We start from the raw sequence: 21,912 nt of genomic DNA, 5'->3' as shown, positions 1-21,912 counted from the left end.
TCCGGCGCGTTGCCCCCTCTGAAAACGATGGAGCACGCCATGGACAAGTCCAAGGACAAGATCGAAGGCGAGGGCAGCTACACCGCCACCGCCGACTACAACAAGCGCACCGCCGAATTCCTGAAGAAGGACAAGGTCGAGGGCGCCGCGCGCGACGCCGCTGCAGCGCTCGATGGCGCAGAAGGCGCTTCGCTCAAAGCCGCCGAGGCCAAGGGCAAGGCCGGCGATCCGAAGGGTCAGGGCACGGCGAAGGAGAAGTAGCGGCTACTCCGGCTTCAACAGTCCCTTCTTTGCAAGCTCGCCGATCCCGGCATCCTCGGTCTTGAGGAAAGCGGCGAAGGAGTCCGGCGTCGACGGCCGGACGGTCGCACCGAGTTCGGCAAACTTCTGCTTGATCGCAGGCTCTTCGAGCGCGGCGACCGCGGCCGTGTTCAGCGCCGCGATGATCTGCGCGGGTGTATCCAGCTTGACGAAAAGACCCAGTGTCGTGCCGCCGTCGAATGCCGTGCAGCCCGTTTCCGCCAGGGTCGGAACGTCAGGCAGTTCAGGCACACGCTTTTCGCCGACGACCACCAGCGCTTTCAGCTTTCCCGACTTTATGTGCGGCAGAGAGCTGCTCAACTGATCGCAATAGCTGTCGATCTGTCCAGCCAGCGTGTCATTCAGCCCGACTCCCGATCCGCGATAAGGCACGATCGCGAAGTTCACCTTTTCGTTCTCCTGGATGCGCAGGATGTCGGTGTGGTTCGGCGTGCCATTGCCGGCGTGGCCCATGCTGATCGTGCCGGGCTTTGCCTTGGCGGCCCCGAGAAGAGCCTGCCAATCCTTGAAGCGACTGTTGGCGGGGACGACGATGATCATCGGCACCGTGCTGAGGCTGGTGACCGGGGCGAACAAGGGGACCATCGACGGCTTTCCGGCCATGAGGGGCGAGACGAAGAGAGTCCCGAAGGCAGCGATCACCAGCGTGTAGCCATCGGCCGGAGCCTGCAGCACCAGTTCCTGGCCCACGACCCCGCCCGCACCGGGACGGTTGTCGATCAATACCGGCTGTCCGAGCTTGCGCGACATTCCTTCGCCCGCGAGCCGCGCGGTGACGTCGGCGTTGCCGCCGGCGGCGAAGGGCACGATGAAGCGAAGAGGCTTGGTGGGGAAAGACTGCGCGCGGACGGCGAAGCCGGTCGCCAGTGCCGTCGTTCCCGCGAGTCCGCCGAACAGGACTGTGCGTCTGCGTGCCACGATGCATTTCCTCCTTTATTGATTGAGGCAAGCATCCGCCCGCACGCCGGGCCGGGCTACTCTAATCGGCGGGAATTTTCGCCGCCCGAAAGCGTCATTCCGCAGCCTGCGCCGTCATTCGGTTGAATTCGACCAGTTCGGCCCGCTGCTTCGGCAACGCGCCGGGATACTCCTCCTGAAGGAACACGATCAGCTTCTCGCGCATCTCGCAGCGGAGATCCCAGGCCTCGGGCGAGGTCCGAGCGCTCACCAGGCAGCGTAACTGCAGGGCGCGCTCGTTGCTGTCGACGACCTGCAAATTGACGACCTGCCCGTCCCACAGCTTGGAGGCTTTCGCTAGCTCCTCGAGCTTCGATCGGATGCGGGTGACCGGCACCGTATAGTCGACCCAGAGCATCACCGATCCGATCAGGTCCGTCGTCTGCCGTGTCCAATTCTGGAAGGGCTTCTCCAGGAAGTACGAGAGCGGGACGACGAGCCTACGCCAGTCCCAGATCTTGATGACCACATACGTTCCGGTGATTTCCTCGACCCACCCCCATTCGCCTTCGACGATGACGGCGTCGCCGATGCGGATCGGCTGGGTGAGCGCGATCTGGATACCGGCGAACAGGTTCGTCAGCAGGGGGCGCGCCGCAAGGCCGACTACGATACCCGCCGCACCTGCGGAGGCAATCAGGCTCACGCCGTATTGTTTCACCGACTCGAACGTCATGAGCGCGGCCGCGACGGTGATGACGATGACGAGCGTCGCCGCGACGCGCCGCAGAACGCGCACCTGCGTCAGGTGCTTGCGTCCGAGGGGATCGCCGCTGAAGTCGATGTCTGTGCGCCTGAGGTAGAAGTCCGACGCCAGGGTAATGGCGGCTGTGCAGCTCCATCCGAGAAGAAGAATGAAGGAGACGATCAGCCAATGCCCGATCGCCGACTTGCCGTCGGTTCCCAGAGGCACCAACGGCAGGGTGAGGGCGACGGCGAAGATCACGAGCGCCGCGCGAAGCAGCGCCTGCGTGGCCGACACCAGCGAATGGAGAAACTGGTAAGAAGCGGGAATCAGCCAGCGCAACAGGCGCATGGCGAGCCCGTGAAGCGTGACCGCCACGCCCGCTGCCAGCAGCAGGAAGGCGATGGAGATGACCCAGTTCGGCGCCCAGGTGATGGCCCGATCCAGCCACGAAAGCGGATTTTCCAGTGGGTTTTCCATGGCCCCCAACGTCGGTTCGACAGGAGAGTTGCGAGGGCGCGAGCCGGGATGGATGGCGGCCGAAGGATACGGCATTCGGTGCGCAACCCGCACTTCAGGGTGGCATTCGTTTGTCGAACCCGAACGAGAGGAGCGATGCCCTGCGAGTGAGTGAAGCGATGACGCGCGACGTCTGTGTTGCGAGGCCCGATCACACGATCGAAGAGGCCGCACGGACGATGCTGGCGATCGACGCCGGACTGCTGCCGGTGGGAGACGACGAGCGGCTGGTCGGCATGATCACCGATCGGGACATCGCCGTGCGCGGGATCGGCAACGGCAAGGGGCCGCAGACCGAAGTGCGCGAGGTGATGACGCAGGACGTCAAATACTGCTTCGTCCACGAGGATACCGCGCATGTCGCCCGGAACATGGGCGAGTTGCAGGTACGCCGGCTGCCGGTGGTCTGATCGTGACAAGCGTCTCGTCGGCATTCTGTCGCTGGCAGACGTCGCTGCGCATGAAAAGGACGGTCGCCGCGTCGGCAATGCTCTGCGGGAGATCGCCCAGCCGGGCGTTAAGCACAATCAGGGCGACGAGGAGCGTGCGAGGGGCATGTGAACTCCCCACATGCCGCCGTCTGGCTGAACGCCGACGAGGCGCACATATTCCGCTTCAGTGCCGGCGAGGTGGAGAAGTGCGACGTGAGGGCGACTGGGAACGAGCGCGCTCCCGATCGCTGCGTCTATTTCGAAGCGATCCTAGCCGAACTCAGCGACGTCGAGGGCTGGATGATGGCGGGTCCGGCGGGCCCGTTGAGGGACTTCGAAAAGTACGTTCGCATCGGTCACGCCGGACAGCTCGGCAGAAAGCTGGTCGGCGTGGAGGCGACGGATCGACCGCGCGATGGCGAGTTGCTGCGCCACGCGCGCAGGCGGCCGGGTTCCTAGTCTAGTTGCTGTTCTCCAGCCTCGTCACGACATAGCGCCGGCCGTCGCGTTCGACCTCGAAGCGGACGCGATCGCCGGCGCTCAAACCCTTCAACGCAGCAGGATCCTCGACGTTGAACACTCGCACGCCACCTTCAGGCAGCAGCGGGAGGGGCCGGTACTCCAGAGTGATCTTTCCGGCCGCCGGGTCGACCGCCACGATGCGGCCGCTCGCAAGCTGGCCCTCGTTGGTCGATGCATCGGCCGAACAGTTTTCCAGATCGTGATCGCTGTACGCATCGTAGATGCTGGGCAGGCCGGCCGCGCAGGCGGACTGCGCACCGACCGGGGCAAACGCGACCGCCGCTACCGTCGCAGCGATCATGAACATACTCTTCGACATGGGGGCTGACTTCCGATGGTGAACCTTATTCAGGGACCTCCATCTGGGAAGCAGACGTTCGATTTCCAGTAGTTACAAAGCGGTGACGACTGCTTGTCACAGTCCATCACTCAGGTTTGATATTGCCCTCTCGGATCACCTTGCCCCAGCGGTCACGATCGCTGCTGACCAGTGTGACGACGTCCTGGGGCGGACCGGCGAGGGGCTCGGCCCCAAGGGTCGCCAGGCGCTCCGCCGTGGATGGAGCCGCGAGCACCTTGTTCACCGCCTCGTTGAGGCGCTTCACAACGGGCTCCGGCACACCCGCCGGTCCCAGGACGATGAACCAGCCCTCGATCTCGGCGGCAGCGAGGTTCAGTTCGCGCAAGGTCGGCAGGTCGGGCGCCAGGGCACTGCGCTTGGGGCCCGTGACGGCGAGCGCGCGCATCTCGCCCCGCTGCACGTAAGGCAGCATCACTGCGACGTTGTCGAACATGGTCTGGATACGCCCGGCCAGGATGTCGGCACGCACTGCACCGCTGCCGCGATAGGGCACATGCAAGATCTCGACGCCGGCGGTGCGTTGCAGGATCTCGCCGGCGAGATGCTGCGCCGTGCCCATGCCCGTGGACGCATAGGCCACGCCGTTCGGCTTGGCCTTTGCCAGCGCGATCAGCTCCGCCACGGTCTTCACGCCCAGATCCGGATGGACGACGAGGAGGTAGGGGGTGCGCGCCACCGTGGCGACCGGCGTGAAGTCCTTGATCGGATCGAAGGACAGGTTCGGATAGAGCGCGCCCAGCGTCGCATGCGAGCTCGGGGCGAACAGCAGCGTGTAGCCGTCGGGCGGCGACTTCACGACCATCTCCGACGCAATGATGCCGCTCGCGCCGCCCTTGTTCTCGACCAGGACGTTCTGGCCGAGCTCGCTCGTCAGTCCCTGCGCCAGCAGGCGCGCAATGACGTCGGTCGCGCCGCCCGGTGGGAAGCCCACGACCAGTCGGATCGACTTGTCGGGAAAGGCCGGCGTCTGTGCGGCGGCGGGCACGGCAAGGCCTAGGAGGCTGCCGGCAAGCAGCCCCATGAACGTCGAGCGCAACATTTTCAATCCTCCCGAAACGTCTTCTTGTCTTGTGGCGAGCCTTTGCGGCTCGCTTCAGGAAACAGCGGCGACCGCCTGCAACATCGATTCGCGATCGGCGCCTGCAGCGTTGTCGGCGAAGCGTCCCGTCTCGATCTCGCCTTCGAGCGAGCAGCGGAACATCACGCGCGGCTTGGTCTGGTCGAAGTCGCCCAGCGCCACGTGGCAGCTGCAGCGATTGTCCCACATCACCACGTCGCCCAGGCTCCAGCGGTGGCGGTAGACGAATTCCGGCGAGGTCGCGTGCGCGTTCAGCATCGCCAGCAGGCTCTGGCTCTCCTCGTCGGACATGCCGAGGAAGCGGCGGATGCGCTGGTTGACCAGCAGCGACTTGCGGCCGGTCTCGGGATGGGTGCGCACCACCGGATGGATGACCGGCGGGTTGCGCCGCTTCATCTCGGCCACGTCGACTGGATCACGCAGCTCGATGCCGCGGACCATCGACACGTCGTGCAGCGCCTCGAGATTCTCGATCAGGCCGCGGATCGGCGGCGTCAGCGTTTCGAGCGCGAGGTAGAGGTTCGCCCACATCGTGTCGCCGCCGACCGGCGGCTTCTCCTTGCAATGAAGGATCGCGCCCTTGGCGGGACGGGACGTGTAGCTGAGGTCGGTGTGCCAGTTGCGGCCGGAATTGTAGGTCCCCGACTTCTTGCCCCCGACCATCTTGTTGGTCAGCACAAGGATCTCGCGATGATCGGGATGCAGCGTCGACGGCGCCTGCGACTCGTGAGCGTCGAGCACGCCGAACCGGCGCGAGAATTCGATCTGCTGCTCGGGCGTCAAATCCTGTTCCGGGAAGACGAGCACGATGTGCTCAAGCCAGGCCTCGTGGATCCGGCTGTGGTCTTCGTTGCTGAGGGGCTTGCGAAGATCGACGCCGGTGACCTGGGCGCCGGCCGCAAAGCCCAGCGGCGTGATGTTGATTGCACTCATTTTGTTTTCTCCCGAGGCCCAACTCTATCCAGCAGAGTGATAATCAGTCAATATACTGTTTATTGTCAGACAAGATTAGGGATCGTCGATCATGGACGCCAGCCCCGCCGCAATGCCTCCGTTGGTGGAAACGCCGCTGGGACGGCTCGTGAAGTCGCTGCCGGAACGACTCGCCGAACGCATCCTCGAGGACGTGATGACGGGGCGGCTGCGGCCGGGCGAGCGGCTGAAGGAGGAACTGCTCGCCGAGACCCATGCGGTGAGCCGCGCCACCGTGCGCGAGGCGCTGATCGCCCTGGCGCGGCAAGGCTATGTCGTGCGGATCCCCCGCTCCGGCGCCCGGATCGCCGAATTCTCGCGCAACGACCTGGACGACCTGTTCGAGCTTCGCGCGGCCCTACTGGCGATGGCGGCCGGTCGCTACACGCGGCAGGCCGGCCCGGCCGAACGGGCGGCGATCGAGGCCGAGGTCGCCAGGCTCGAGGCCATGGCCGCAAGCCCAGACATGTCACCGCAGGACTTCGCGACCCAGTCCATCCGCATCCAGACCCTGCTGATCGAGCGATGTGGCAACAATCACCTGCCCGACATGTACAAGCGGCTGGCGGGCATGGGCATGTGGCAGCTGATCCGCGGCCAGGCGAGCAGCTTCCTCACCCTGGCGGGGCGCCAGGAGTCGGCGGCGGACTGGCGCCGCCTCGCCGACTGCGTCGCGGGAAAGACGATGCGGGCGCCGAGCGTGCGGCCAGACTTCTGCTAGAGCATTCCGCCGTTCGCGTCCGGATGCACTTCGACGAGATCGTCCGGGGTGGCGCCTGACGCGAGAGGCGCCGATCGACGACCCTAGCCGTGCGGCACGTTGAAGAGCTGGCGGATGCGGCCGACGAGGCGCGAAATGGAGGTTTCTCGCGTCTCCGCGCCGGGCTCGCCGGCCCGCATCGCGGCGCTCGCCCGTCGAGAAAGCGTCACACTGATCTCGTCGGCGATGCCCGGCCGTTCTTTCATGAGCTTCGAAAGAGGTGCCTGCCCGACCTCGTAGATCACGGTGAAGGTCAGCGCCCGCGCGGTCGCTGTCTCGCCGGATCCGGTGAACAGCCCGGCCTCACCGAAATAGTCGCCCGGTGCCAGCCGGCTCTGCTCGAACTCGCGGCCGTCTTCTTCGCGTGAGAGCGCGACCACGCCCGTCCCGATGATCATCAGCACGTCCAGCCTGGCGCCTTGTGCAACCAGGACCTCGCCTCTTTGATAGGTCTTGCGTGTCAGGGTCTCGGCAAGCGCGGTCTTTTCCGCCGGGGTGAGCGTGACGAACAGCGGTACGGCCTCGACCAGCCGCTGCGATGTGGTCTGCTGAGCCGTGGTCTGCACGTCGAGAGGAGCCGGTGCGACCTGGTTCGTGAACACCGTGACGGCCTCGGCCGGCTCTGCAAGCGACAGCCCCGCCGCCTTGGCATGGCGGTAGATCAGATCGTAGACCTCGTGGCGGGCGGCGGAAGTCGCGGCATGATCGGTGACACGGAAAGACAGCTCCAGCTCGATCGCCCGGGCGTCGAGCGACTTGATCTCGACCGAGGGCGAAGGCGGATTGAGGATCGAGTTGCTGCTGAGAAGGACCGTGCGCATCACCTCCGAAATGACAGAGGGCGCCATGGTGGGCGTGAAGCGCACGCGCAGCTTCACGCCGTGATTGCGGTTCGGACTGCTGAGATTGGTGAGTTGCGCCTTGGCGAGGACGCTGTTGGGTAGGACGACGAGGTCGTTCGACCCGTTGAGAAGATGGGTGGCGCGCCAGTTCGTCTCCACCACGCGGCCTTCGATGTCGCCGCCCAGGACGATCCAGTCGCCGACTTCGTAGACCCTGCTGAAGTTCAGTGCGATTCCCGAGAAGACGTCGGCCAGCGTGCTCTGCAGGGCGAGGCCCAGGATGATGGCGAAGACGCCGGACGTCGCGATCAGCGTGCCGACGGGCGCCTGGAAGACATAGGCCCCGATCGACAGCGCAGCGCCGAGATAGATCAGGCCGGCCACGAGGTCCTGGACCAGGCGCCCCTCATGCGGCAGCCGCTCGAAGACGAGGAAGACCCGGGCGCAGCCGATCAGGACCCAGGCGCCGTTGATCCACCAGATGATCTTGGCCAGCGCGGCGAAGGTCCGTTCGTAGATCGGCGTCGTGTCGGGCGAGACTTCGTAGGGGACCACCTGATGCTTGTAGAGCAGGGCCGTCAGCGCCACGAAGAAGACGAGCTGAAAGGCGAGGCGACGCGCCGGATAGCGGCGGAGCAGGAGGTGGGTGATCGCGGCGCCCGCCAACGCCAGAAGTCCCGTCTGGACGAACGGATTGGCCGCGATCTCGGACAGGCTGAATTCTTCCATCAGCGGAGCCACACTTCGTCGGAGCTCATGCGTCTCGGATCGTCCGTCATCCGTCGGACGATAGCGCGCCGATGCCGGACGGCGGTATTGGACTTTTGCCGAAAGCGGCGGCCACGCCCTTCATTCGACATGCAAGCGCCGGTCCTCAGCGGTCGCGTCAGGCGATCGAGTCGATGACCTTGGCGAGCGCCACGTCCTTTTCCGACAGGCCGCCGGCGTCGTGCGTGCTGAGAACGATTTCGACCTTGTTGTAGACGTTGGACCATTCCGGATGATGGTCCGCCTTCTCCGCGGCCATCGCGACGCGCGTCATGAAGCCCCAGGCTTCGTTGAAATCGGCGAACTTGAAGCTCTTCTGAAGCGCGTCGCGTCCGCGCACCTTCTTCCAGCCCTTGATCGAGGCGAGGGCCTGGCTGCGAGCCTTGCCGGCGAGTTTGGCGATCATGTCTGTCTCCTCATTTGGCGTGAAGCTTGCCTCATCGCGGGCCAGCAGCCTAGGCTCGCCCGAACAAACCGGAGGCTTTCTTGAAAATCACTCGTCGTACTGCCCTACTTTCCAGCACCGCCGCGGTGCTCGGCGCGACCGTTGCCGCGCCCGCTTCGGCGCAGAAGGCCGCCGACACGCTGCGCGTCCTGTTCAACGACGCCGTTCCCAACGTCGACATGTATTTCAACAGCCAGCGTACCGGCCTGATCCTGGCGCACCAGGCCTGGGACATGCTGGTGCATCGCGATCCCGCGACCTTCGAGATCAAGCCGTCGCTGGCCACCGACTGGAAGTTCACCGACGACAATACGCTCGATCTCACGATTCGCCAGGGCGTGAAATTCCACGATGGCAGCACGCTCTCCCCCGACGACGTCGTCTACACCATCAACATGGCGGCCGATCCCGCCTCCAAGGTCGCCACGCCCTCGAACTATGCGTGGATCGACAAGGCCGAGAAGACCGGCGACTGGACCGTGCGTATCAAGATGAAGCGGCCGACGCCGGCGGCGCTCGAGTATCTCGCCATGGTGACGCCGATCCATCCCAAGGCCTATCGCGAAAAGGTCGGGCCCGAGGGCTTCTCGGCCAAGCCGGTCGGCGCCGGTCCCTACAAGATCGTCAAGAACGACCAGGGCAAGGAGATCTTCTTCGAGCGCTTCGACGATTACTGGAAGGGCTCGCCCAAGGGTGTGCCCGCGATCAAGAAGCTGCATGTCCGCTTCGTGCCCGATCTCGCCACCGCCGTGACCGAGGTGCTGGCGCAGAAGGCCGACTGGATCTGGAACATCAATCCCGACCAGGCCGACAGCATCAACAAGATGCCGTTCCTGCAGGCTGTGCGGCAGGAGTCCATGCGTGTCGGCTATCTGTCGATCGATGCGGCCGGCCGCACCGGCGCCGACAATCCGCTCACCAAGCTCAAGGTGCGCCAGGCGATCTGGCATGCCGTCGACCGCAAGCAGTTCGCCGAGAAGCTGGTGGGCGGCGGCAGCCGCGTGCCGCCGGCACCGTGCTTCCCGAGTCAGTTCGGCTGCGATGCCGATGCCGCCGTGAAATACGACTACGATCCGGCCAAGGCCAAGGCGCTGCTGGCCGAGGCTGGCTTCCCCAACGGCTTCGACGTCGAGATGGTGAGCTACGTCCAGCCGACGTCATGGGGCGCGGCGATCCAGAATTATCTCACCGCCGTCGGCATCCGCGTGAAGATCACCCAGCTCCAGGTCGCGCCGGCGATCCAGAAGGCCCAGAAGGGCGAGGCGCCGCTCTACATGGGAAGCTGGGGCAGCTACTCGATCAACGACGTCTCGGCGATCCTGCCGGTGATGTTCGGCGCCGGCGCGCTCGACAATTATTCGAAGGATCCCGAGCTCGAAAAGCTGATCGCCGAAGGCGGCTCGACCTCGAACACCGAGGCCCGCAAGAAGGCCTACTCGGCCGCAGTGAAGATCGCGACGGAGAAGGCCTACTGGCTGCCGATCAACACCTACGTGAACACCTACGCCTTCTCGAAGGGCCTGGAGTTCAAGACCTTCCCCGACGAGCTGCCGCGCTTCTACTTCGCGAAGTGGAAGTGACGACTTAGAGCTTTCCTCCCCCGTCACACGGGGGAGGTGGCCGAAGGCCGGAGGGGGAAGGCCATGAGGCTGAACTCTTCCCGGTCGGCATTCATGACGTTGCTTTCCCCCTCCCGGCCTCCCCCGTTTGACGGGGGAGGAGGAGAGTTGGGCGCGCTCAAGGAACCAGCAGACACTCCACGCCGCCGCCGGGCCGAGGCCTGAGCGGCGGCGTTGCCGTCGAGCAGCGCGGTTCGGCGATCGGGCAGCGCGGATGGAAGCGGCAGCCCGGTGGGATGTTGGCCGGATCGGGCATGATGTCGCCCAGGCCCACGTCGGGCACGCCGAGACCGGGCTCGGGCGTCAGCACCGAAGCCAGCAGCGCCTGGGTGTAGGGATGCTCGGGCGCGTGGAACAGCGCCTCAGTCGGCTTCTTCTCGACGATGCGGCCGAGATACATCACCGCCACTTCGCTCGCGACATGCTCGACGACCGCGAGATTGTGGCTGATGAACAGGTAGGTGAGGCCCAGGTCGCGGCGCAGCTCGGCCAGCAGGTTCAGGATCTGCGCCTGCACCGAGACGTCGAGCGCCGAGGTCGGCTCGTCGCACACGACGATGCGCGGCCGTAGCACCAGGGCGCGCGCGATGGCGACCCGCTGGCGCTGGCCCCCGGACAGTTCTGACGGCAGGCGGGTGCCCATCTCGCCCGGCAGGCCGACACGCTCCAGCATCTCGTCCACGCGCTTGGCGATCTCGGCGCGCGAGAAGGTGCCCTGTGCCTGCAGCGGCATCGCCACGATGTCGCGAATGCGGGTCAGCGGATTGAGCGAGGAGAAGGGATCCTGGAACACCGGCTGGATCAGCCGGGCGCGCGCCTTGCGGTCCATATCGACGACGCGCTGGCCTTCGACCGCGATGTCGCCGGAATCGGGCGAGAGCAGGCCCAGGATCAGGCGGGCGAGGGTGGACTTGCCGCAGCCCGACTCGCCCACGACGCCCAGCACGCCGCCCGGCGGGACGGCGAAGGAAACGCCGTCGACGGCGACGACCCTGCGGTCCTTGCCCAGGATGCCGCCGGAGACACGGAAGGTCTTGCCGACCGACTTGAGTTCGATCGCAGCTTGGGTCGTCGCGTTCATGGAGCCAGCCGGCAGAGATAGTCGTGACCCGGCGCCGCGGTCTGGTGCGGGACGGTATGGGCGCAGCTCGCGTCGGCGAAGCTGCAGCGATCGCGGAAGCCGCAGCCCTGGAAGCCCGGACCGATGCGCGGCACGGTGCCGGGGATCGAGCCCAGCGGCTCGTCCTGGCGCTGCTTGCCCGGGACCGGCACGCAGCGCAGCAGGCCCTGCGTATAGGGATGCTTCGGGTCGGCGAAGAGCTGCGCGGTGGCGGCGCTCTCGACCACTTCGCCCGCATACATGACGGAAACCCGATGGGCGACGCGCGCGACGATGCCGAGATCGTGGGTGATCAGCAGCATGCCGAGACCGAGGTCGCGCTGGAGCTGCGCCAGCAGGCGCAGGATCTGTGCCTGCACCGTCACGTCGAGCGCGGTGGTCGGCTCGTCGGCGATCAGGAGCTGCGGCTCGCACATCAGCGCCATGGCGATCATCACGCGCTGGCGCAGGCCGCCCGAGAGCTGGTGCGGGAACTGGCCGAGGCGAAGCCCCGGTGCGGTGATGCCGACCCGGCCCAAAAGGTCGGCTGCGCGGTCGGTGGCGACCCGCTGGCTCACCTTCTTGTGGCGGCGCATCACCTCGGTCATCTGCGAGCCGATCGTGTAGGCCGGGTTGAGGCTGGTCATGGGCTCCTGGAAGATCATCGCCATGGCATTGCCGCGCAGCCGCGCCATGCCCCGGTCGTCGAGCTTCAGCAGGTCGTCGCCCTGGAAGGTGAGGCGCTGCGCCGTGCGGTGCCCGCCGCGCGCCAGCAGGTTCATGATCGCGAGCGAGGTCACCGACTTGCCGCAGCCCGATTCGCCCACCAGGCAGTGGGTCTCGCCGCGCTCGACCGTGAGCGAGGCGCCGCGCACGGCGGACGTGCTGCCGCCGAAGCCCACTTCGAGCTTTTCGACTTCGAGAAGCGTGCTCATGTGCGGGACCTCGTTGCGAAGGCGTCGCGCAGCCCGTCGCCCAAGAGGTTGATTCCGAGCACGAGCACGAAGAGCGCGACGCCGGGGATCACGATCACCCAGGGGCTGAAGAACATGTAGTCCTTGGCCTCGGCGATCATCAGGCCCCAGGAGGGCAGCGGCGGCGGCACGCCGAGGCCGAGGAACGACAGCGTCGCTTCGAGCAGGATGGCGAGCGCAATCTCTAGAGTCGCCACCACGACGAGGTGGCTGGCGATGTTGGGGAGCACCTCGCGCGACAGAACGCGGAAGCGCGAGCAGCCGGCGCACCAGGCGGCGGCGACGAAATCGAGGTTGCGCACCTGCATGGAGGTCGAGCGCGCCACCACGGCGAAGCGATCCCACAGCAGCAGGCCGAGGGTCAGCACCAGCAGCGTCATCGAGGTGCCGAGCAGGCCGACGACGGCCAGCGCCACCAGGACGACCGGGATGGAAAGGCGGGTGGTGATGGCGAACAGCACGGCATCGTCGATGCGCCCGCCAAAGAAGCCGCCCAGCACGCCGATGGTGATGCCGATCAGGCCCGACACGATCGTGACGGTGACGCCGATCAGCATCGAGATGCGGCAGCCCCAGATCAGGCGGGAGAGATAGTCGCGGCCGAGCTGGTCGGTGCCGAGCAGGAATTCCGGATTGTATCCTTCCATCCAGAACGGCACGAGCAGGCGCCGGTTGAGGTCCTGCGCGAACGGATCGTGTGGCACGATCAGCGGCGCGAAGATCGCGCAGAACAGCGCAAGACCCACGATGACTGCGCCGATCCACGTGCCGGCGCTCTTCCAGCCCCGACGCGGGCCGGCATTGATCGAAACGGCGGTGCTCATGCGCGAAGCCGCGGATCAAGCACGGCGTTCATCAGGTCGGAGACCATCGTCAGCGCCACGTAGATGACGGCGAGGACGAGCACGACGGCCTGCACGACCGGGAAGTCGTTCTTGGCGATGCTCTCCCAGGCGAGGAAGCCGACGCCGTGCAGGGCGAAGACCTGCTCGATGACGATCGAGCCGCCCAGCATGAAGCCGAGCTGGACGGCGGCGATCGCCACGACCGGGATCGCGGCGTTGCGCAGCGCATGCTTCAGCAGGATGGAGGCGCGTGACAGGCCCTTGGCGCGGGCCGTGCGGATGTAATCGCTCCCCATCGCCTGGATCATGCCGGCGCGCGTCAGGCGCGTGAGGGCCGGAATGGCGGAGAAGGCGAGCACGATGCCCGGCATGACGAAATGCTCCCACGAGCCGGTGCCTGAGATCGGCAGCCACCCCAGCGTGAGGCCGAAGAGGATCATCAGCAGCAGGCCGAGCCAGAACGAGGGCATCGCCTGGCCGATCAGGGCGATCATCTGCACCGCGCGGTCGAAGCCGGTGTTCTCGCGCACCGCCGCCAGGATGCCCATCGGCAACGACACCAGGAGCGCGATGGAGAGGCCGGTCAGGCCGAGGGTGAGCGTCACCGGCATACGCTCGGCGATCAGGGTCGAGACGCGCGTCTGGAAGAAGTAGCTGTTGCCCAGGTCGCCGGTCGCGGCGCGGCCCACCCAGTCGAAGAACTGGCTGAGGACCGGGCGGTCGAGTCCATAGGCCTTGCGCACGGCCTCGATATCGGCCGCCGTGGCATTGGGCCCGGCGATCGAGATGGCGAGATCGCCCGACAGGCGTGTGAGAATGAAGGCGAGGGTCATGACCGTCGCCGCCACGAGGAGTGCCACGATGAGGCGGCGGAAGAGGAACTGAAGCATGTGCGGGCGCGACTTTAATGCGGATCGATCGGGAAGGCGATCATGCGAATACCGCGCCAAACGCCGCGCGGCCCCTCGGAACGGTCACGACACCGCGCTTGGCGCGGGCGCACGGGTCCTATAAGGGGGAGTCATGCCGGTCTTCAACAATCCAAGGCGTACGCCCTGCTTCGGCATCGCGCCCACTCTGGAGGACTTCGAGGCGATCGCCGCCGAGGCGCTGGCGACGATACCCGAGGAGTTCCGTCGGCACGTCGGGAACGTGCGCATACAGATCGACGACTTCCCGTCCGACGAGGTCGAGAAGCAGATGGATCTCGAGACCCCGTTCGACCTGCTGGGCCTCTATCAGGGCGTCTCGATGATGGAGCGGGGCGCCGGTCATGTCGCCAACGACATCGACCGCATCTTCCTCTATCGCCGTCCCATCCTCGACTATTGGTGCGAATCGGGCGAGGACCTGCCGCACATCGTGCGTCACGTGCTGATTCACGAGATCGGCCATCATTTCGGCCTGAGCGACGACGACATGGAAGCGATCGAGGCCAAGGCCGAGGAAGACTCGCAGCGAGCCTAGCCGCGCGCCGCAGGTCGCTGGCTCAGACCCGCATCGCCTCGCGATAGAGGCGCTCGGCGCTCGTCCACTTGATCGCTTGAACGAAGGCCTCGATATACTTGGCCGTGTCGGTGCCGTAGTCGGCGGCATAGGCATGCTCGTACATGTCCATGGCGAGCAACGGCACGCTGCCGGCCGGCGCCATCGAATCGTTCTCGGTGCGATGGTTGAGCAGTCGCTTCTCGCGCGGGGCATAGGCCAGGATCACCCAGCCGCTCCCCGCGTTCAGGGACTCCCCGATGAGACGGAATTCCGCCTTCCAGCGATCGAAACTGCCGAAATCGCGCGACAGGGCCTGCGCCAGGAGGCCCGAAGGCTGCGTCGGCGCTTCGGACAGCCCATCGAAGTAGATTTCGTGCAGGAGGGTCGAATTGTGCGCAGCCTGCTCGTCGCGCTTCAGGTCCCCCAGCTTTTGCGGCGTCACTTGCGCAAGATCGAGCTTCGAGAGTTCCTCGCCGATCGCATTGAGCTTCTTCACCTCCTCCGCATAGACGCCGTCGTGATGGCTTCGCAACAGATCGCCGGAGAGGCCTTTGACCTTGTCGGGATTGATGACCAGCGGCTTTGGGGTGATCTTGGGCACCGGAATGGCAGTTGCCATCTGGGGGGCCATCTGTTGGGCGCGCGTACCAAAGGCGAGAGCGCCAGCCAGCAGGCCGGCGCCCGCGGCCAGGGAGCGGCGGGAGATGTCGGTCATGGGGGCTCCTCGCGTGTTCGCTGGAGCAACGCCTTTCAGGGAGATGAGTTGCGGCGTACCGGCGGAACTCGGTAGCTGCCGGCGATCATCGACTCCTCGGGCTGATGGGCGCGCAGCATCAGTCGCATTGGCCCGGCCGGCGCCGGCAGCCAGTTGGCGGCGTGCTCGCCCGGCGGCGGGGCGCGCTGGATATAGAGGCTGAGCGATCCGTCGGCGCCACGGACCAGTCCCGCCGTTCGGTCGCCAATGGCCTGTCGGCCGATCGAATTCTCGACGAAGCGTGTTCTGCCGTCCGGCGTCACTTCGTAGGCCGACAGCGACCAGAAGGCGCGCGCCGGCGGCAGGCGATCGGCCGGAAAGGTGAGGACATAGCGTTGCGCTCCGTGCAGGGGCCACCGGTCGGCATCGACGGCGCAGCTCACATCGACCTCCTCGGCGGACAAGGGCGCGCCCAGTCCCGTCAGTGCCGACGCCGCACGAGACAGATAGTCTTCGCCGAAATGGCCGGCCTGCCGCTGGCTGTAGGTCCAACCGTCGATCGTGCGGCCGCGACCGGCGGCACTGCGAATCTCCGCATGACCCTGGGCGATACCCGAACGGATCGCCCGAAGTTCGGCCTCGCCGAAGGCACGCCTGTCGAACTTGCGCCCCGGCTTCAGCTTTAGCGGCGCCAGCACCTCGAACAGCGCCCGGTCGCGCTCCGGCAACGGGCTCTCGCCCAGGGCGCGCAGGCCGATGTCGAACAGGTCGAGCGGGTCGCCCGGCTGCGCGGCCGGCCAGTCGGCGACAGGTTCGGGAGGCGCCTGCGTGCGGAAGCGCATCAGCTCGCCGGCTTCGAGGATGCGCCGCTCGTTGCGCATGTCGGGCGTCTCGAGCAGCACGCGGTTCTGCAGGATGCGCACACGGTCGAGTTCCCCGGGTCCATCGACCAGGATGCGGCCCAGCAACCACACCGAAAGGGTCGGCGCGCGGACCAGCGTCACGTCGCTCGGCGCATCGCCCGCCCAGGTCGGGGCGACGATCATGTGCGTCACCAGCCCGACGGCTTTCGGGCGAGGGCGGACGAGCAGGAATGTGTGAGAGAACAGGTCGATGAAGGCGTAACTGTAATCGAGATCGCCGATCGGCGGCACGGTGAGGAACAGCGGCTCCAGTGCGAGGTCGAGCCAGGCCGAGGAATACAAGGTATCGGCATCCGGTGTCGCGACGACGCCAGCCTCGGGATCGGCAAGACTTTGGATATTGCGGAAGCGGTTGAGACGCTGGCGCTGCGGGTTGGTCTCGTCGACCGTGGCGCGCCAGCGGGCACGATACATCTCGTAGATCGGGAAGAGATAGACGGTGGCACGCCGGGCGAGATCGCGCAGTGCCGCCGTCGCGTCCTGGGCTGGCAGCTTGGGGGCCGCGGCCAGCGCAGACAGGCCGGCCAGGCCACCGAGCGCGGCGCGGCGGCCGATGGTCATGCGGCCCGCTCGCGCGCCTGTCGTCGTTCGGCGACGAAGGCCGCCGCTTCCTGCCATGGCGCCAGGGTCCAGAAGGAGCGTGCGCGGCCCGAAGGCGAGGCCAGCACGAAGGACACGGCGCCTTCGAGAAGCTCGACCTGCCGGCCGTAGGCGGGGGCCTTTACGCCGAGCGCAAGCGAGGCGGCGTGCTTGGAGGTGAAGGCAATGGCGGCGGGCCGGAAGCGCCGCAGCTTGGCGTGCAGCGAGCGCGCATCCATCGCCTCGGGACTGAGTTCGTGGTCCGAACCGACTTCGGTCTTGTTGAGGTCGGTCAGTCCGAGGCCCAGCGTCAGCAGCTCGGGGTAGCGCTGCGGCGCCAGCCGCTCCGGTGTCAGGCCGACCGCATGCAGCGTCGGCCAGAAGGCATTGCCGGGATTGGCATAGTAGGCACGCGCCTTGAACGAGGCCGGACTCGGCGCGGTGCCGCAAAACACCAGGTCGAGACCCGGGGCCAGCAGGTCCGGGATGAGAGGATTACTCTGCCTTGATGCCCGCGGCACGGATGACCTCGCCCCAGCGCTTGATCTCGGTCTGGATGTAGGCGTCGATCTCGGGAACGGTCATGACGCCGGGCTCGAAGCCGCCCGCCAGCATGCTCTCCATCACATCGGGCGACTTCAGCGCCTTCTCCGTTGCAACCCGAAGCCTGTCCTTGATCTTCGCGGGCGTGCCGGTCGGCACCGCCCAGATGGACCACGAGGTCACGACGAGATCCGGCGAGACGGCTTCGGCAAAAGTGGGCGTGTCCGGCAGGACCGCCGAGCGCTTGGCGCCGCTCGACGCCATCGGCTTCAGCTTGCCGGCCTTCACCTGGCCCATCAGCGAATCGATGTTGGAGATCACCATCGGCAGGTGGCCGGCCAGCACGTCGGCGGCTGCCGCGGCCGCGCCGCGATAGCTGATGAAGGTGATGTCGGCACCGGTCTTCTGCTTGAACAGCTCCATCGTCAGCGTCGGCGACGTGCCGAGACCCGACGAACCGAACGAATACTTTCCGGGCTCCTTCTTCGCCGCTGCGAGCAGCTTGGGCAGCGTGTCGTGCGGGAAGTTGGGGTTGCAGCAGAGCAGGTTCGGCTGCGTGCCGATCCACGCCACGGTCTCGAGGTCGGTGACGGCATTGTAGGCAGGCTTGCGATACAGGTGGGGCACCAGCGCGTGACTGCCGATATTGCCCAGGAGCACCGAGTAACCGTCCGGCGGTGACTTGGCGACATTGTCGGCCGCGATCGAGCCGCCGGCCCCGGTGCGGTTCTCGACCACGAAGGTCTGGCCGAACTCGTCACCGAGCTTGGCGGCGAGACGGCGGGCGATATTGTCCTGCGAGCCGCCGGGCGTGAACGGACAAACGATGCGGACATTGCGGTTGGGCCAGTCGTCGGTCTGGGCGAGGGCAAGGGTGGGGACCAGCGGCAGTGTCGCCAGGCCGGCCGTGAAGTGACGTCTCCTCATGTCCTGCTTCCTTTATTCGGAATCTATTGGCTGCGGATGATGCACGAGCTGTGACGCGCCGCCTAGGCCGTCGCCCGTGCGGATTTCGTCCTGAGGTTCCGCGGCCTTGCCCGCCCTCTGCCGTCGGGCATGATGGCCGCCGGGAGGACCCAATGAATACGATCGACAAGGCCGACGAAGCGCAGCTTCTCGCCACCATCGACCGCTGGATCGAGCGTGAGGTGGCGCCGCGCGTCAAGGAATTCGACCACGCCGACAAGTGGCCGGCCGAGCTCGTCGAGCAGATGAAGGAACTCGGCCTGTTCGGCGCCACGGTCAGCCCGGACTATGGCGGGCTCGGCCTGCCGGCCACGACCTATGCCGAGATCGTGATGCGCATCTCCTCGGTGTGGATGGCCATCACCGGCATCTTCAACTCCCACCTGATGCTGGCGCTGGCGGTCGAGAAGTTCGGCACGCCGCGCCAGAAGGAGCGCTGGCTGCCCAAGTTCGCCTCGGGGGAAATCCGCGGCGGACTGGCGCTCACCGAGCCGGATGCCGGCACCGACCTGCAATCGATCCGCATGGTGGCGAAGCGCGACGGCAACGACGGCTACGTGATCAACGGCACCAAGACCTGGATCTCTAACGGGATCGAGGGCCATTGCTTCGCCATGCTGGTGAAGACCGATCCCGAGGCCAACCCGCGCCACACCGGCATGAGCCTGTTCATCACGCCCAAGGGACCGGGCTTCACGGTCGGCCGCAAGCTCGAGAAGCTCGGCTACAAGTCGATCGATTCGGGCGAGCTGGTGTTCGAGGACTACAGGATTCCGGCCGATCACCTGATCGGCGAGGTCGAGGGCCAGGGCTTCGCGCAGGTCGCGGGCGGGCTCGAGCTCGGGCGCATCAACGTGGCCTCGCGCGGCGTCGGCATCGCCGAGGGCGCGCTGAGGCTGGCGACCAGCTACTCCCAGATGCGCAGGACCTTCGGCAAGCCGATCTGCGAGCACCAGGCGATCCAGCTCAAGCTCGGCGAGATGGCGACACGCGCCCGCGCCGCGCGACTGCTGACGCTCGACGCCGCGGCGATCTTCGATCGCGGCGAACGCTGCGACATGGAAGCCGGCATGGCGAAATACTTCGCGTCCGAGGCGGCGCTGGCGAACAGCATCGAATCGATGCGGATCCACGGCGCCTACGGTTACTCCAAGGAATACGACATCGAGCGGCTCTATCGCGACGCGCCGCTGACCTGCATCGGCGAGGGCACCAACGAGATGCAGCGCATCATCATCGCGCGGCAGCTGATCAAGCGGAACCCGATCTCGTGAGCGGCAAGCCGCTCGAAGGCATTCGCGTCCTCACCCTCGAACAGTTCGGCGCGGGTCCTTACGGCACGATGTTCCTGGCCGAGCTGGGCGCCGAGGTGATCAAGGTCGAGGCGCCGGAGGGCGGCGATCCCTCGCGCCAGGTGGGGCCGTACAAGCTCGGTGAGAACGACAGCGAGTATTTCCAGGCCTGGAACCTCGGCAAGAAGAGCGTGACCCTCGACCTGAAGTCGGAAGAGGGGCGGCGGCAGTTCGAGGCGCTGGTGAAGGACGCGGACTGCGTCGTGAACAACATGCGCGGTACCCAGCCCGCGAAACTCGGCATCGACCATGCCAGCCTGAAACACCTGAAGCCGTCGATTGTCTGTCTCCATATCTCCGCCTATGGCCGAGACAACGAGCGAAAGGATTGGCCGGGCTACGATTTCCTGATGCAGGCCGAAGCCGGGTTGATGGAACTGACCGGCGAGCCCGACGGACCGCCGACGCGGGTCGGCGTCTCGTTGATCGACAGCATGAGCGGTCTCACCGGCATCGTCGGCCTGCTGAGCTGCCTGCTGCGGGCCCGCACCACGGGACAGGGCTGCGACGTCGATACCTGCCTGTACGACGTCGCCATGCACCAGCTCACCTATCCCGGCCTCTGGTACCTCAACGAGGGCGATGTCTCTCCGCGCGTGCCTAGAAGTGCGCATCTCTCGCTGGCGCCGGTCCAGACCTTCCCCACGAAGGACGGCTGGATCTACGTCATGTGCATGACGCAGAAATTCTGGTTGGCGCTCTGCGAGGTGATGGGCCGTGGTGATCTTGCGGTCGATCCGCGTTTCCCCGATCCCAACACGCGGGCGAAGAACCGCGCGACGCTTTCCGCCCAACTCGACGTGACCTTCCGCACACGCACGACGGCGGAGTGGCTGGCCGAGATGAACGGGCTTCTGCCGGCCGCGCCGGTCTTTCGTCTCGATCAGGCGCTCGACAGTTCCTTTGCGCGCGAAACGGGCATGGTCGCGTCCGTGTCGCATCCGGTGAAAGGCGAGCTGCGCGTCCTCGCCAATCCCTTGCGCATCGACGGCGAACGGCTGGCACAGGCCGCCTGCTCGTCGCTGGGCGCCGACAACGAATCATTGCTGGGCAAGTCGTCATGAAACTTCAGGGCATCAAGGTCGTCGATCTCTCCTGGTTCCTGCCGGGGCCCTATCTCACCACTTCGCTCGCCGATCACGGCGCCGAGGTCATCAAGGTCGAGCCGCCGGGCGAGGGCGATCCCGGCCGACACATCCTGCCGCCCGACGAACGCACCTCGGTGTTCTTCCGCAACATGGGCCGCGGCAAGAAGAGCGTCGTGCTTGATCTCAAGAGCGAGCAGGGCCGCGCCGATCTGTTCCGTCTCGCCTGCGAAGCCGACGTGCTGGTGGAATCGTTCCGCCCCGGCGTCGCCGCGCGCTTCGGTATCGGCTACGAGGCCGTCGCCGCCAAGAATCCCGGCATCGTCTATTGCTCGATCAGCGCCTTCGGCCAGGACGGCGCCTATCCCGGCCGCGCCGCGCACGATCTCGCGCTCGAAGCCATGACCGGCGTGCTGAGCCTGACCCTGGGCGACGATGGCCGTCCTGCAATCCCCGGCATTCCGGTCGCCGATCTGGTGAGCGGCCTTCATGGTCTCGCGGGCGTGCTGATGGCGCTGCTGCGCCGCAAGGATACCGGCCGCGGCGACTATATCGACGTGTCGATGCACGAATCGCTGATGGCCTCCTGTGCCAACGTGGTCGGCACGACCTTCGCGGAGAACAGGCATCCCGACGTGAAGCAGCAGCGCACGACCGGCGGCTCGGCCTTCTATCGCGTCTACGACACGTCCGACGGTCGGCAGCTCGTGCTCGCGGGCCAGGAGATGAAGTTCATCAAGAACCTTTTAGGGGCGCTCGGCAGGCCGGAGATGGCCGGGCTCTGCGAATGGCCCGGCGCGCACCAGAAGCCGGTGGTGGAGTTTCTGGAACAGACCTTCGAGGCGAAGCCGCTCGCCCACTGGATGGACACCCTCGCCACCCTCGACATCTGCTACGGCCCGGTGAACACGCTGCCCGAAGCGATCGCCGACGCCAACCTGCAGAAGCGCGGCTTCATGGTGACGGACGCCGACGGCCGCCTCCACTTCGCGCCCGTCGTCCGCTTCAGGAACGAACCGTCGAGCCCGCTCTATCGCGAGCCGCTGCTGGGCGAGCATACGGAAGAAGTGCTCAAGCGTTAGAG

Annotated in this window: 23 protein-coding genes and 1 pseudogene; 9 read left to right on the top strand and 15 right to left on the bottom strand. The window is 66.3% G+C overall.

The genetic code is table 11. The annotated features are described in order from the left end of the window. Positions 1 to 39 precede the first annotated feature (39 nt). Positions 40 to 261, top strand: a complete 222-nt coding sequence (locus ACO07I_RS11840; protein ID WP_422017500.1) for a hypothetical protein — start codon at positions 40 to 42, stop codon at positions 259 to 261. 3 nt (positions 262 to 264) lie between these two features. Here ACO07I_RS11840 and ACO07I_RS11835 read toward each other — a convergent pair whose 3' ends face one another. Together ACO07I_RS11835 and ACO07I_RS11830 are read right to left on the bottom strand one after the other, a co-directional pair. Then, positions 265 to 1,239: a Bug family tripartite tricarboxylate transporter substrate binding protein gene (locus tag ACO07I_RS11835; protein WP_422017498.1), complete on the bottom strand. Its 975-nt coding sequence runs from the start codon at positions 1,237 to 1,239 to the stop codon at positions 265 to 267. 94 nt (positions 1,240 to 1,333) lie between these two features. Beyond that, positions 1,334 to 2,518 (bottom strand): mechanosensitive ion channel family protein, encoded by a 1,185-nt coding sequence (locus ACO07I_RS11830; protein ID WP_422017496.1) that lies wholly within the window; start codon positions 2,516 to 2,518, stop codon positions 1,334 to 1,336. A 65-nt stretch (positions 2,519 to 2,583) separates the two neighbouring features. On the opposite strand from ACO07I_RS11830, the pseudogene ACO07I_RS11825 reads away from it, so the two are divergent. Together ACO07I_RS11825 and ACO07I_RS11820 are read left to right on the top strand one after the other, a co-directional pair. Continuing rightward, positions 2,584 to 3,043: pseudogene (locus ACO07I_RS11825) on the top strand (CBS domain-containing protein). Next, positions 3,040 to 3,372, top strand: a complete 333-nt coding sequence (locus tag ACO07I_RS11820; protein ID WP_422017494.1) for a hypothetical protein — start codon at positions 3,040 to 3,042, stop codon at positions 3,370 to 3,372. The pseudogene ACO07I_RS11825 and the gene ACO07I_RS11820 overlap by 4 nt, the downstream one beginning before the upstream one ends. Position 3,373: 1 nt before the next feature. Here ACO07I_RS11820 and ACO07I_RS11815 read toward each other — a convergent pair whose 3' ends face one another. From ACO07I_RS11815 to ACO07I_RS11805, 3 genes are all read right to left on the bottom strand, one after another. After that, positions 3,374 to 3,736 (bottom strand): copper-binding protein, encoded by a 363-nt coding sequence (locus tag ACO07I_RS11815; RefSeq protein WP_422017492.1) that lies wholly within the window; start codon positions 3,734 to 3,736, stop codon positions 3,374 to 3,376. A gap of 124 nt (positions 3,737 to 3,860) precedes the next feature. Next, on the bottom strand, positions 3,861 to 4,835 hold the full coding sequence (locus ACO07I_RS11810; RefSeq protein ID WP_422017490.1) for a tripartite tricarboxylate transporter substrate binding protein: 975 nt from the start codon (positions 4,833 to 4,835) through the stop codon (positions 3,861 to 3,863). A gap of 54 nt (positions 4,836 to 4,889) precedes the next feature. Continuing rightward, positions 4,890 to 5,807 carry a TauD/TfdA dioxygenase family protein gene (locus tag ACO07I_RS11805; RefSeq protein ID WP_422017488.1) on the bottom strand — a complete coding sequence of 306 codons (918 nt, stop codon included), beginning with the start codon at positions 5,805 to 5,807 and terminating at the stop codon, positions 4,890 to 4,892. A 91-nt stretch (positions 5,808 to 5,898) separates the two neighbouring features. Between ACO07I_RS11805 and ACO07I_RS11800 the strand changes: the two genes are divergently transcribed. After that, a complete protein-coding gene (locus ACO07I_RS11800; protein ID WP_422017486.1) occupies positions 5,899 to 6,567 on the top strand; it encodes a GntR family transcriptional regulator in 669 nt (222 codons plus the stop codon). Positions 6,568 to 6,650: 83 nt separating this feature from the next. Here the strand turns inward: ACO07I_RS11800 and ACO07I_RS11795 are convergent, their stop codons facing one another. Beyond that, positions 6,651 to 8,180 carry a cyclic nucleotide-binding domain-containing protein gene (locus ACO07I_RS11795; RefSeq protein WP_422018229.1) on the bottom strand — a complete coding sequence of 510 codons (1,530 nt, stop codon included), beginning with the start codon at positions 8,178 to 8,180 and terminating at the stop codon, positions 6,651 to 6,653. Positions 8,181 to 8,334: 154 nt separating this feature from the next. Continuing rightward, on the bottom strand, positions 8,335 to 8,667 hold the full coding sequence (locus ACO07I_RS11790) for a 4a-hydroxytetrahydrobiopterin dehydratase (RefSeq protein ID WP_422018227.1): 333 nt from the start codon (positions 8,665 to 8,667) through the stop codon (positions 8,335 to 8,337). A 35-nt stretch (positions 8,668 to 8,702) separates the two neighbouring features. Here ACO07I_RS11790 and ACO07I_RS11785 point away from each other — a divergent pair, with 35 nt between their 5' ends. After that, positions 8,703 to 10,241 (top strand): ABC transporter substrate-binding protein, encoded by a 1,539-nt coding sequence (locus tag ACO07I_RS11785; protein WP_422017484.1) that lies wholly within the window; start codon positions 8,703 to 8,705, stop codon positions 10,239 to 10,241. Between the two features lie 157 nt (positions 10,242 to 10,398). On the opposite strand, the gene ACO07I_RS11780 is transcribed toward ACO07I_RS11785, so the two are convergent. From ACO07I_RS11780 to ACO07I_RS11765, 4 genes are read right to left on the bottom strand one after another with little or no spacing between them, the layout of a single operon-like run. Continuing rightward, entirely contained in the window at positions 10,399 to 11,361 is a 963-nt protein-coding gene (locus ACO07I_RS11780; RefSeq protein ID WP_422017482.1) for an ABC transporter ATP-binding protein, read from the bottom strand. Then, positions 11,358 to 12,314 carry an ABC transporter ATP-binding protein gene (locus ACO07I_RS11775; RefSeq protein ID WP_422017480.1) on the bottom strand — a complete coding sequence of 319 codons (957 nt, stop codon included), beginning with the start codon at positions 12,312 to 12,314 and terminating at the stop codon, positions 11,358 to 11,360. The genes ACO07I_RS11780 and ACO07I_RS11775 overlap by 4 nt, the downstream gene beginning before the upstream one ends. After that, positions 12,311 to 13,177 (bottom strand): ABC transporter permease, encoded by an 867-nt coding sequence (locus ACO07I_RS11770; protein WP_422017478.1) that lies wholly within the window; start codon positions 13,175 to 13,177, stop codon positions 12,311 to 12,313. Before ACO07I_RS11770 ends, ACO07I_RS11775 begins: the two co-directional genes overlap by 4 nt. Continuing rightward, positions 13,174 to 14,088 (bottom strand): ABC transporter permease, encoded by a 915-nt coding sequence (locus ACO07I_RS11765; RefSeq protein ID WP_298316843.1) that lies wholly within the window; start codon positions 14,086 to 14,088, stop codon positions 13,174 to 13,176. The genes ACO07I_RS11770 and ACO07I_RS11765 overlap by 4 nt, the downstream gene beginning before the upstream one ends. 133 nt (positions 14,089 to 14,221) lie before the next feature. Between ACO07I_RS11765 and ACO07I_RS11760 the strand changes: the two genes are divergently transcribed. Beyond that, positions 14,222 to 14,665, top strand: coding sequence for a metallopeptidase family protein (locus ACO07I_RS11760; protein ID WP_298316839.1), 444 nt, complete (start codon positions 14,222 to 14,224; stop codon positions 14,663 to 14,665). A gap of 22 nt (positions 14,666 to 14,687) precedes the next feature. Here ACO07I_RS11760 and ACO07I_RS11755 read toward each other — a convergent pair whose 3' ends face one another. The 4 genes from ACO07I_RS11755 to ACO07I_RS11740 are packed head-to-tail and all read right to left on the bottom strand — an operon-like array spanning position 14,688 to position 18,352. Beyond that, positions 14,688 to 15,401, bottom strand: coding sequence for a superoxide dismutase (locus ACO07I_RS11755; protein ID WP_422017476.1), 714 nt, complete (start codon positions 15,399 to 15,401; stop codon positions 14,688 to 14,690). A gap of 35 nt (positions 15,402 to 15,436) precedes the next feature. After that, on the bottom strand, positions 15,437 to 16,864 hold the full coding sequence (locus ACO07I_RS11750) for a DUF1254 domain-containing protein (protein WP_422017474.1): 1,428 nt from the start codon (positions 16,862 to 16,864) through the stop codon (positions 15,437 to 15,439). Next, entirely contained in the window at positions 16,861 to 17,403 is a 543-nt protein-coding gene (locus tag ACO07I_RS11745; protein WP_422017472.1) for a mismatch-specific DNA-glycosylase, read from the bottom strand. Before ACO07I_RS11745 ends, ACO07I_RS11750 begins: the two co-directional genes overlap by 4 nt. Beyond that, positions 17,378 to 18,352: a Bug family tripartite tricarboxylate transporter substrate binding protein gene (locus ACO07I_RS11740; protein ID WP_422017470.1), complete on the bottom strand. Its 975-nt coding sequence runs from the start codon at positions 18,350 to 18,352 to the stop codon at positions 17,378 to 17,380. Before ACO07I_RS11740 ends, ACO07I_RS11745 begins: the two co-directional genes overlap by 26 nt. Before the next feature lie 152 nt (positions 18,353 to 18,504). Here ACO07I_RS11740 and ACO07I_RS11735 point away from each other — a divergent pair, with 152 nt between their 5' ends. Genes ACO07I_RS11735 through ACO07I_RS11725 form a run of 3 tightly spaced genes read left to right on the top strand, consistent with a single transcriptional unit; the run spans position 18,505 to position 21,910 of the window. Then, positions 18,505 to 19,665, top strand: a complete 1,161-nt coding sequence (locus ACO07I_RS11735) for an acyl-CoA dehydrogenase family protein (RefSeq protein WP_422017468.1) — start codon at positions 18,505 to 18,507, stop codon at positions 19,663 to 19,665. Continuing rightward, the gene (locus ACO07I_RS11730) at positions 19,662 to 20,807 is read left to right on the top strand and encodes a CaiB/BaiF CoA transferase family protein (protein ID WP_422017466.1); all 1,146 of its coding nucleotides are present in this window, start codon (positions 19,662 to 19,664) and stop codon (positions 20,805 to 20,807) included. The genes ACO07I_RS11735 and ACO07I_RS11730 overlap by 4 nt, the downstream gene beginning before the upstream one ends. Beyond that, positions 20,804 to 21,910, top strand: a complete 1,107-nt coding sequence (locus tag ACO07I_RS11725) for a CaiB/BaiF CoA transferase family protein (RefSeq protein ID WP_422017464.1) — start codon at positions 20,804 to 20,806, stop codon at positions 21,908 to 21,910. The genes ACO07I_RS11730 and ACO07I_RS11725 overlap by 4 nt, the downstream gene beginning before the upstream one ends. Positions 21,911 to 21,912: the final 2 nt, after the last annotated feature.

The sequence above is a fragment of the Reyranella sp. genome (assembly GCF_965227665.1).
Lineage (GTDB): Bacteria > Pseudomonadota > Alphaproteobacteria > Reyranellales > Reyranellaceae > Reyranella.
The sequence above is the reverse complement of the archived record's forward strand: the minus strand, read 5'-3'. Positions and strand labels throughout refer to the sequence as shown.

Bases quoted from the DNA above. Each gene is read 5' to 3' on its own strand.
- ACO07I_RS11840 (WP_422017500.1), top strand. From the start codon at position 40: ATGGACAAGTCCAAGGACAAGATCGAAGGCGAGGGCAGCTACACCGCC.
- ACO07I_RS11830 (WP_422017496.1), bottom strand. From the start codon at position 2,518: ATGCCGTATCCTTCGGCCGCCATCCATCCCGGCTCGCGCCCTCGCAAC.
- ACO07I_RS11815 (WP_422017492.1), bottom strand. From the start codon at position 3,736: ATGATCGCTGCGACGGTAGCGGCGGTCGCGTTTGCCCCGGTCGGTGCG.
- ACO07I_RS11810 (WP_422017490.1), bottom strand. From the start codon at position 4,835: ATGTTGCGCTCGACGTTCATGGGGCTGCTTGCCGGCAGCCTCCTAGGC.
- ACO07I_RS11805 (WP_422017488.1), bottom strand. From the start codon at position 5,807: ATGAGTGCAATCAACATCACGCCGCTGGGCTTTGCGGCCGGCGCCCAG.
- ACO07I_RS11800 (WP_422017486.1), top strand. From the start codon at position 5,899: ATGGACGCCAGCCCCGCCGCAATGCCTCCGTTGGTGGAAACGCCGCTG.
- ACO07I_RS11780 (WP_422017482.1), bottom strand. From the start codon at position 11,361: ATGAACGCGACGACCCAAGCTGCGATCGAACTCAAGTCGGTCGGCAAG.
- ACO07I_RS11775 (WP_422017480.1), bottom strand. From the start codon at position 12,314: ATGAGCACGCTTCTCGAAGTCGAAAAGCTCGAAGTGGGCTTCGGCGGC.
- ACO07I_RS11770 (WP_422017478.1), bottom strand. From the start codon at position 13,177: ATGAGCACCGCCGTTTCGATCAATGCCGGCCCGCGTCGGGGCTGGAAG.
- ACO07I_RS11765 (WP_298316843.1), bottom strand. From the start codon at position 14,088: ATGCTTCAGTTCCTCTTCCGCCGCCTCATCGTGGCACTCCTCGTGGCG.
- ACO07I_RS11760 (WP_298316839.1), top strand. From the start codon at position 14,222: ATGCCGGTCTTCAACAATCCAAGGCGTACGCCCTGCTTCGGCATCGCG.
- ACO07I_RS11755 (WP_422017476.1), bottom strand. From the start codon at position 15,401: ATGACCGACATCTCCCGCCGCTCCCTGGCCGCGGGCGCCGGCCTGCTG.
- ACO07I_RS11750 (WP_422017474.1), bottom strand. From the start codon at position 16,864: ATGACCATCGGCCGCCGCGCCGCGCTCGGTGGCCTGGCCGGCCTGTCT.
- ACO07I_RS11740 (WP_422017470.1), bottom strand. From the start codon at position 18,352: ATGAGGAGACGTCACTTCACGGCCGGCCTGGCGACACTGCCGCTGGTC.
- ACO07I_RS11735 (WP_422017468.1), top strand. From the start codon at position 18,505: ATGAATACGATCGACAAGGCCGACGAAGCGCAGCTTCTCGCCACCATC.
- ACO07I_RS11725 (WP_422017464.1), top strand. From the start codon at position 20,804: ATGAAACTTCAGGGCATCAAGGTCGTCGATCTCTCCTGGTTCCTGCCG.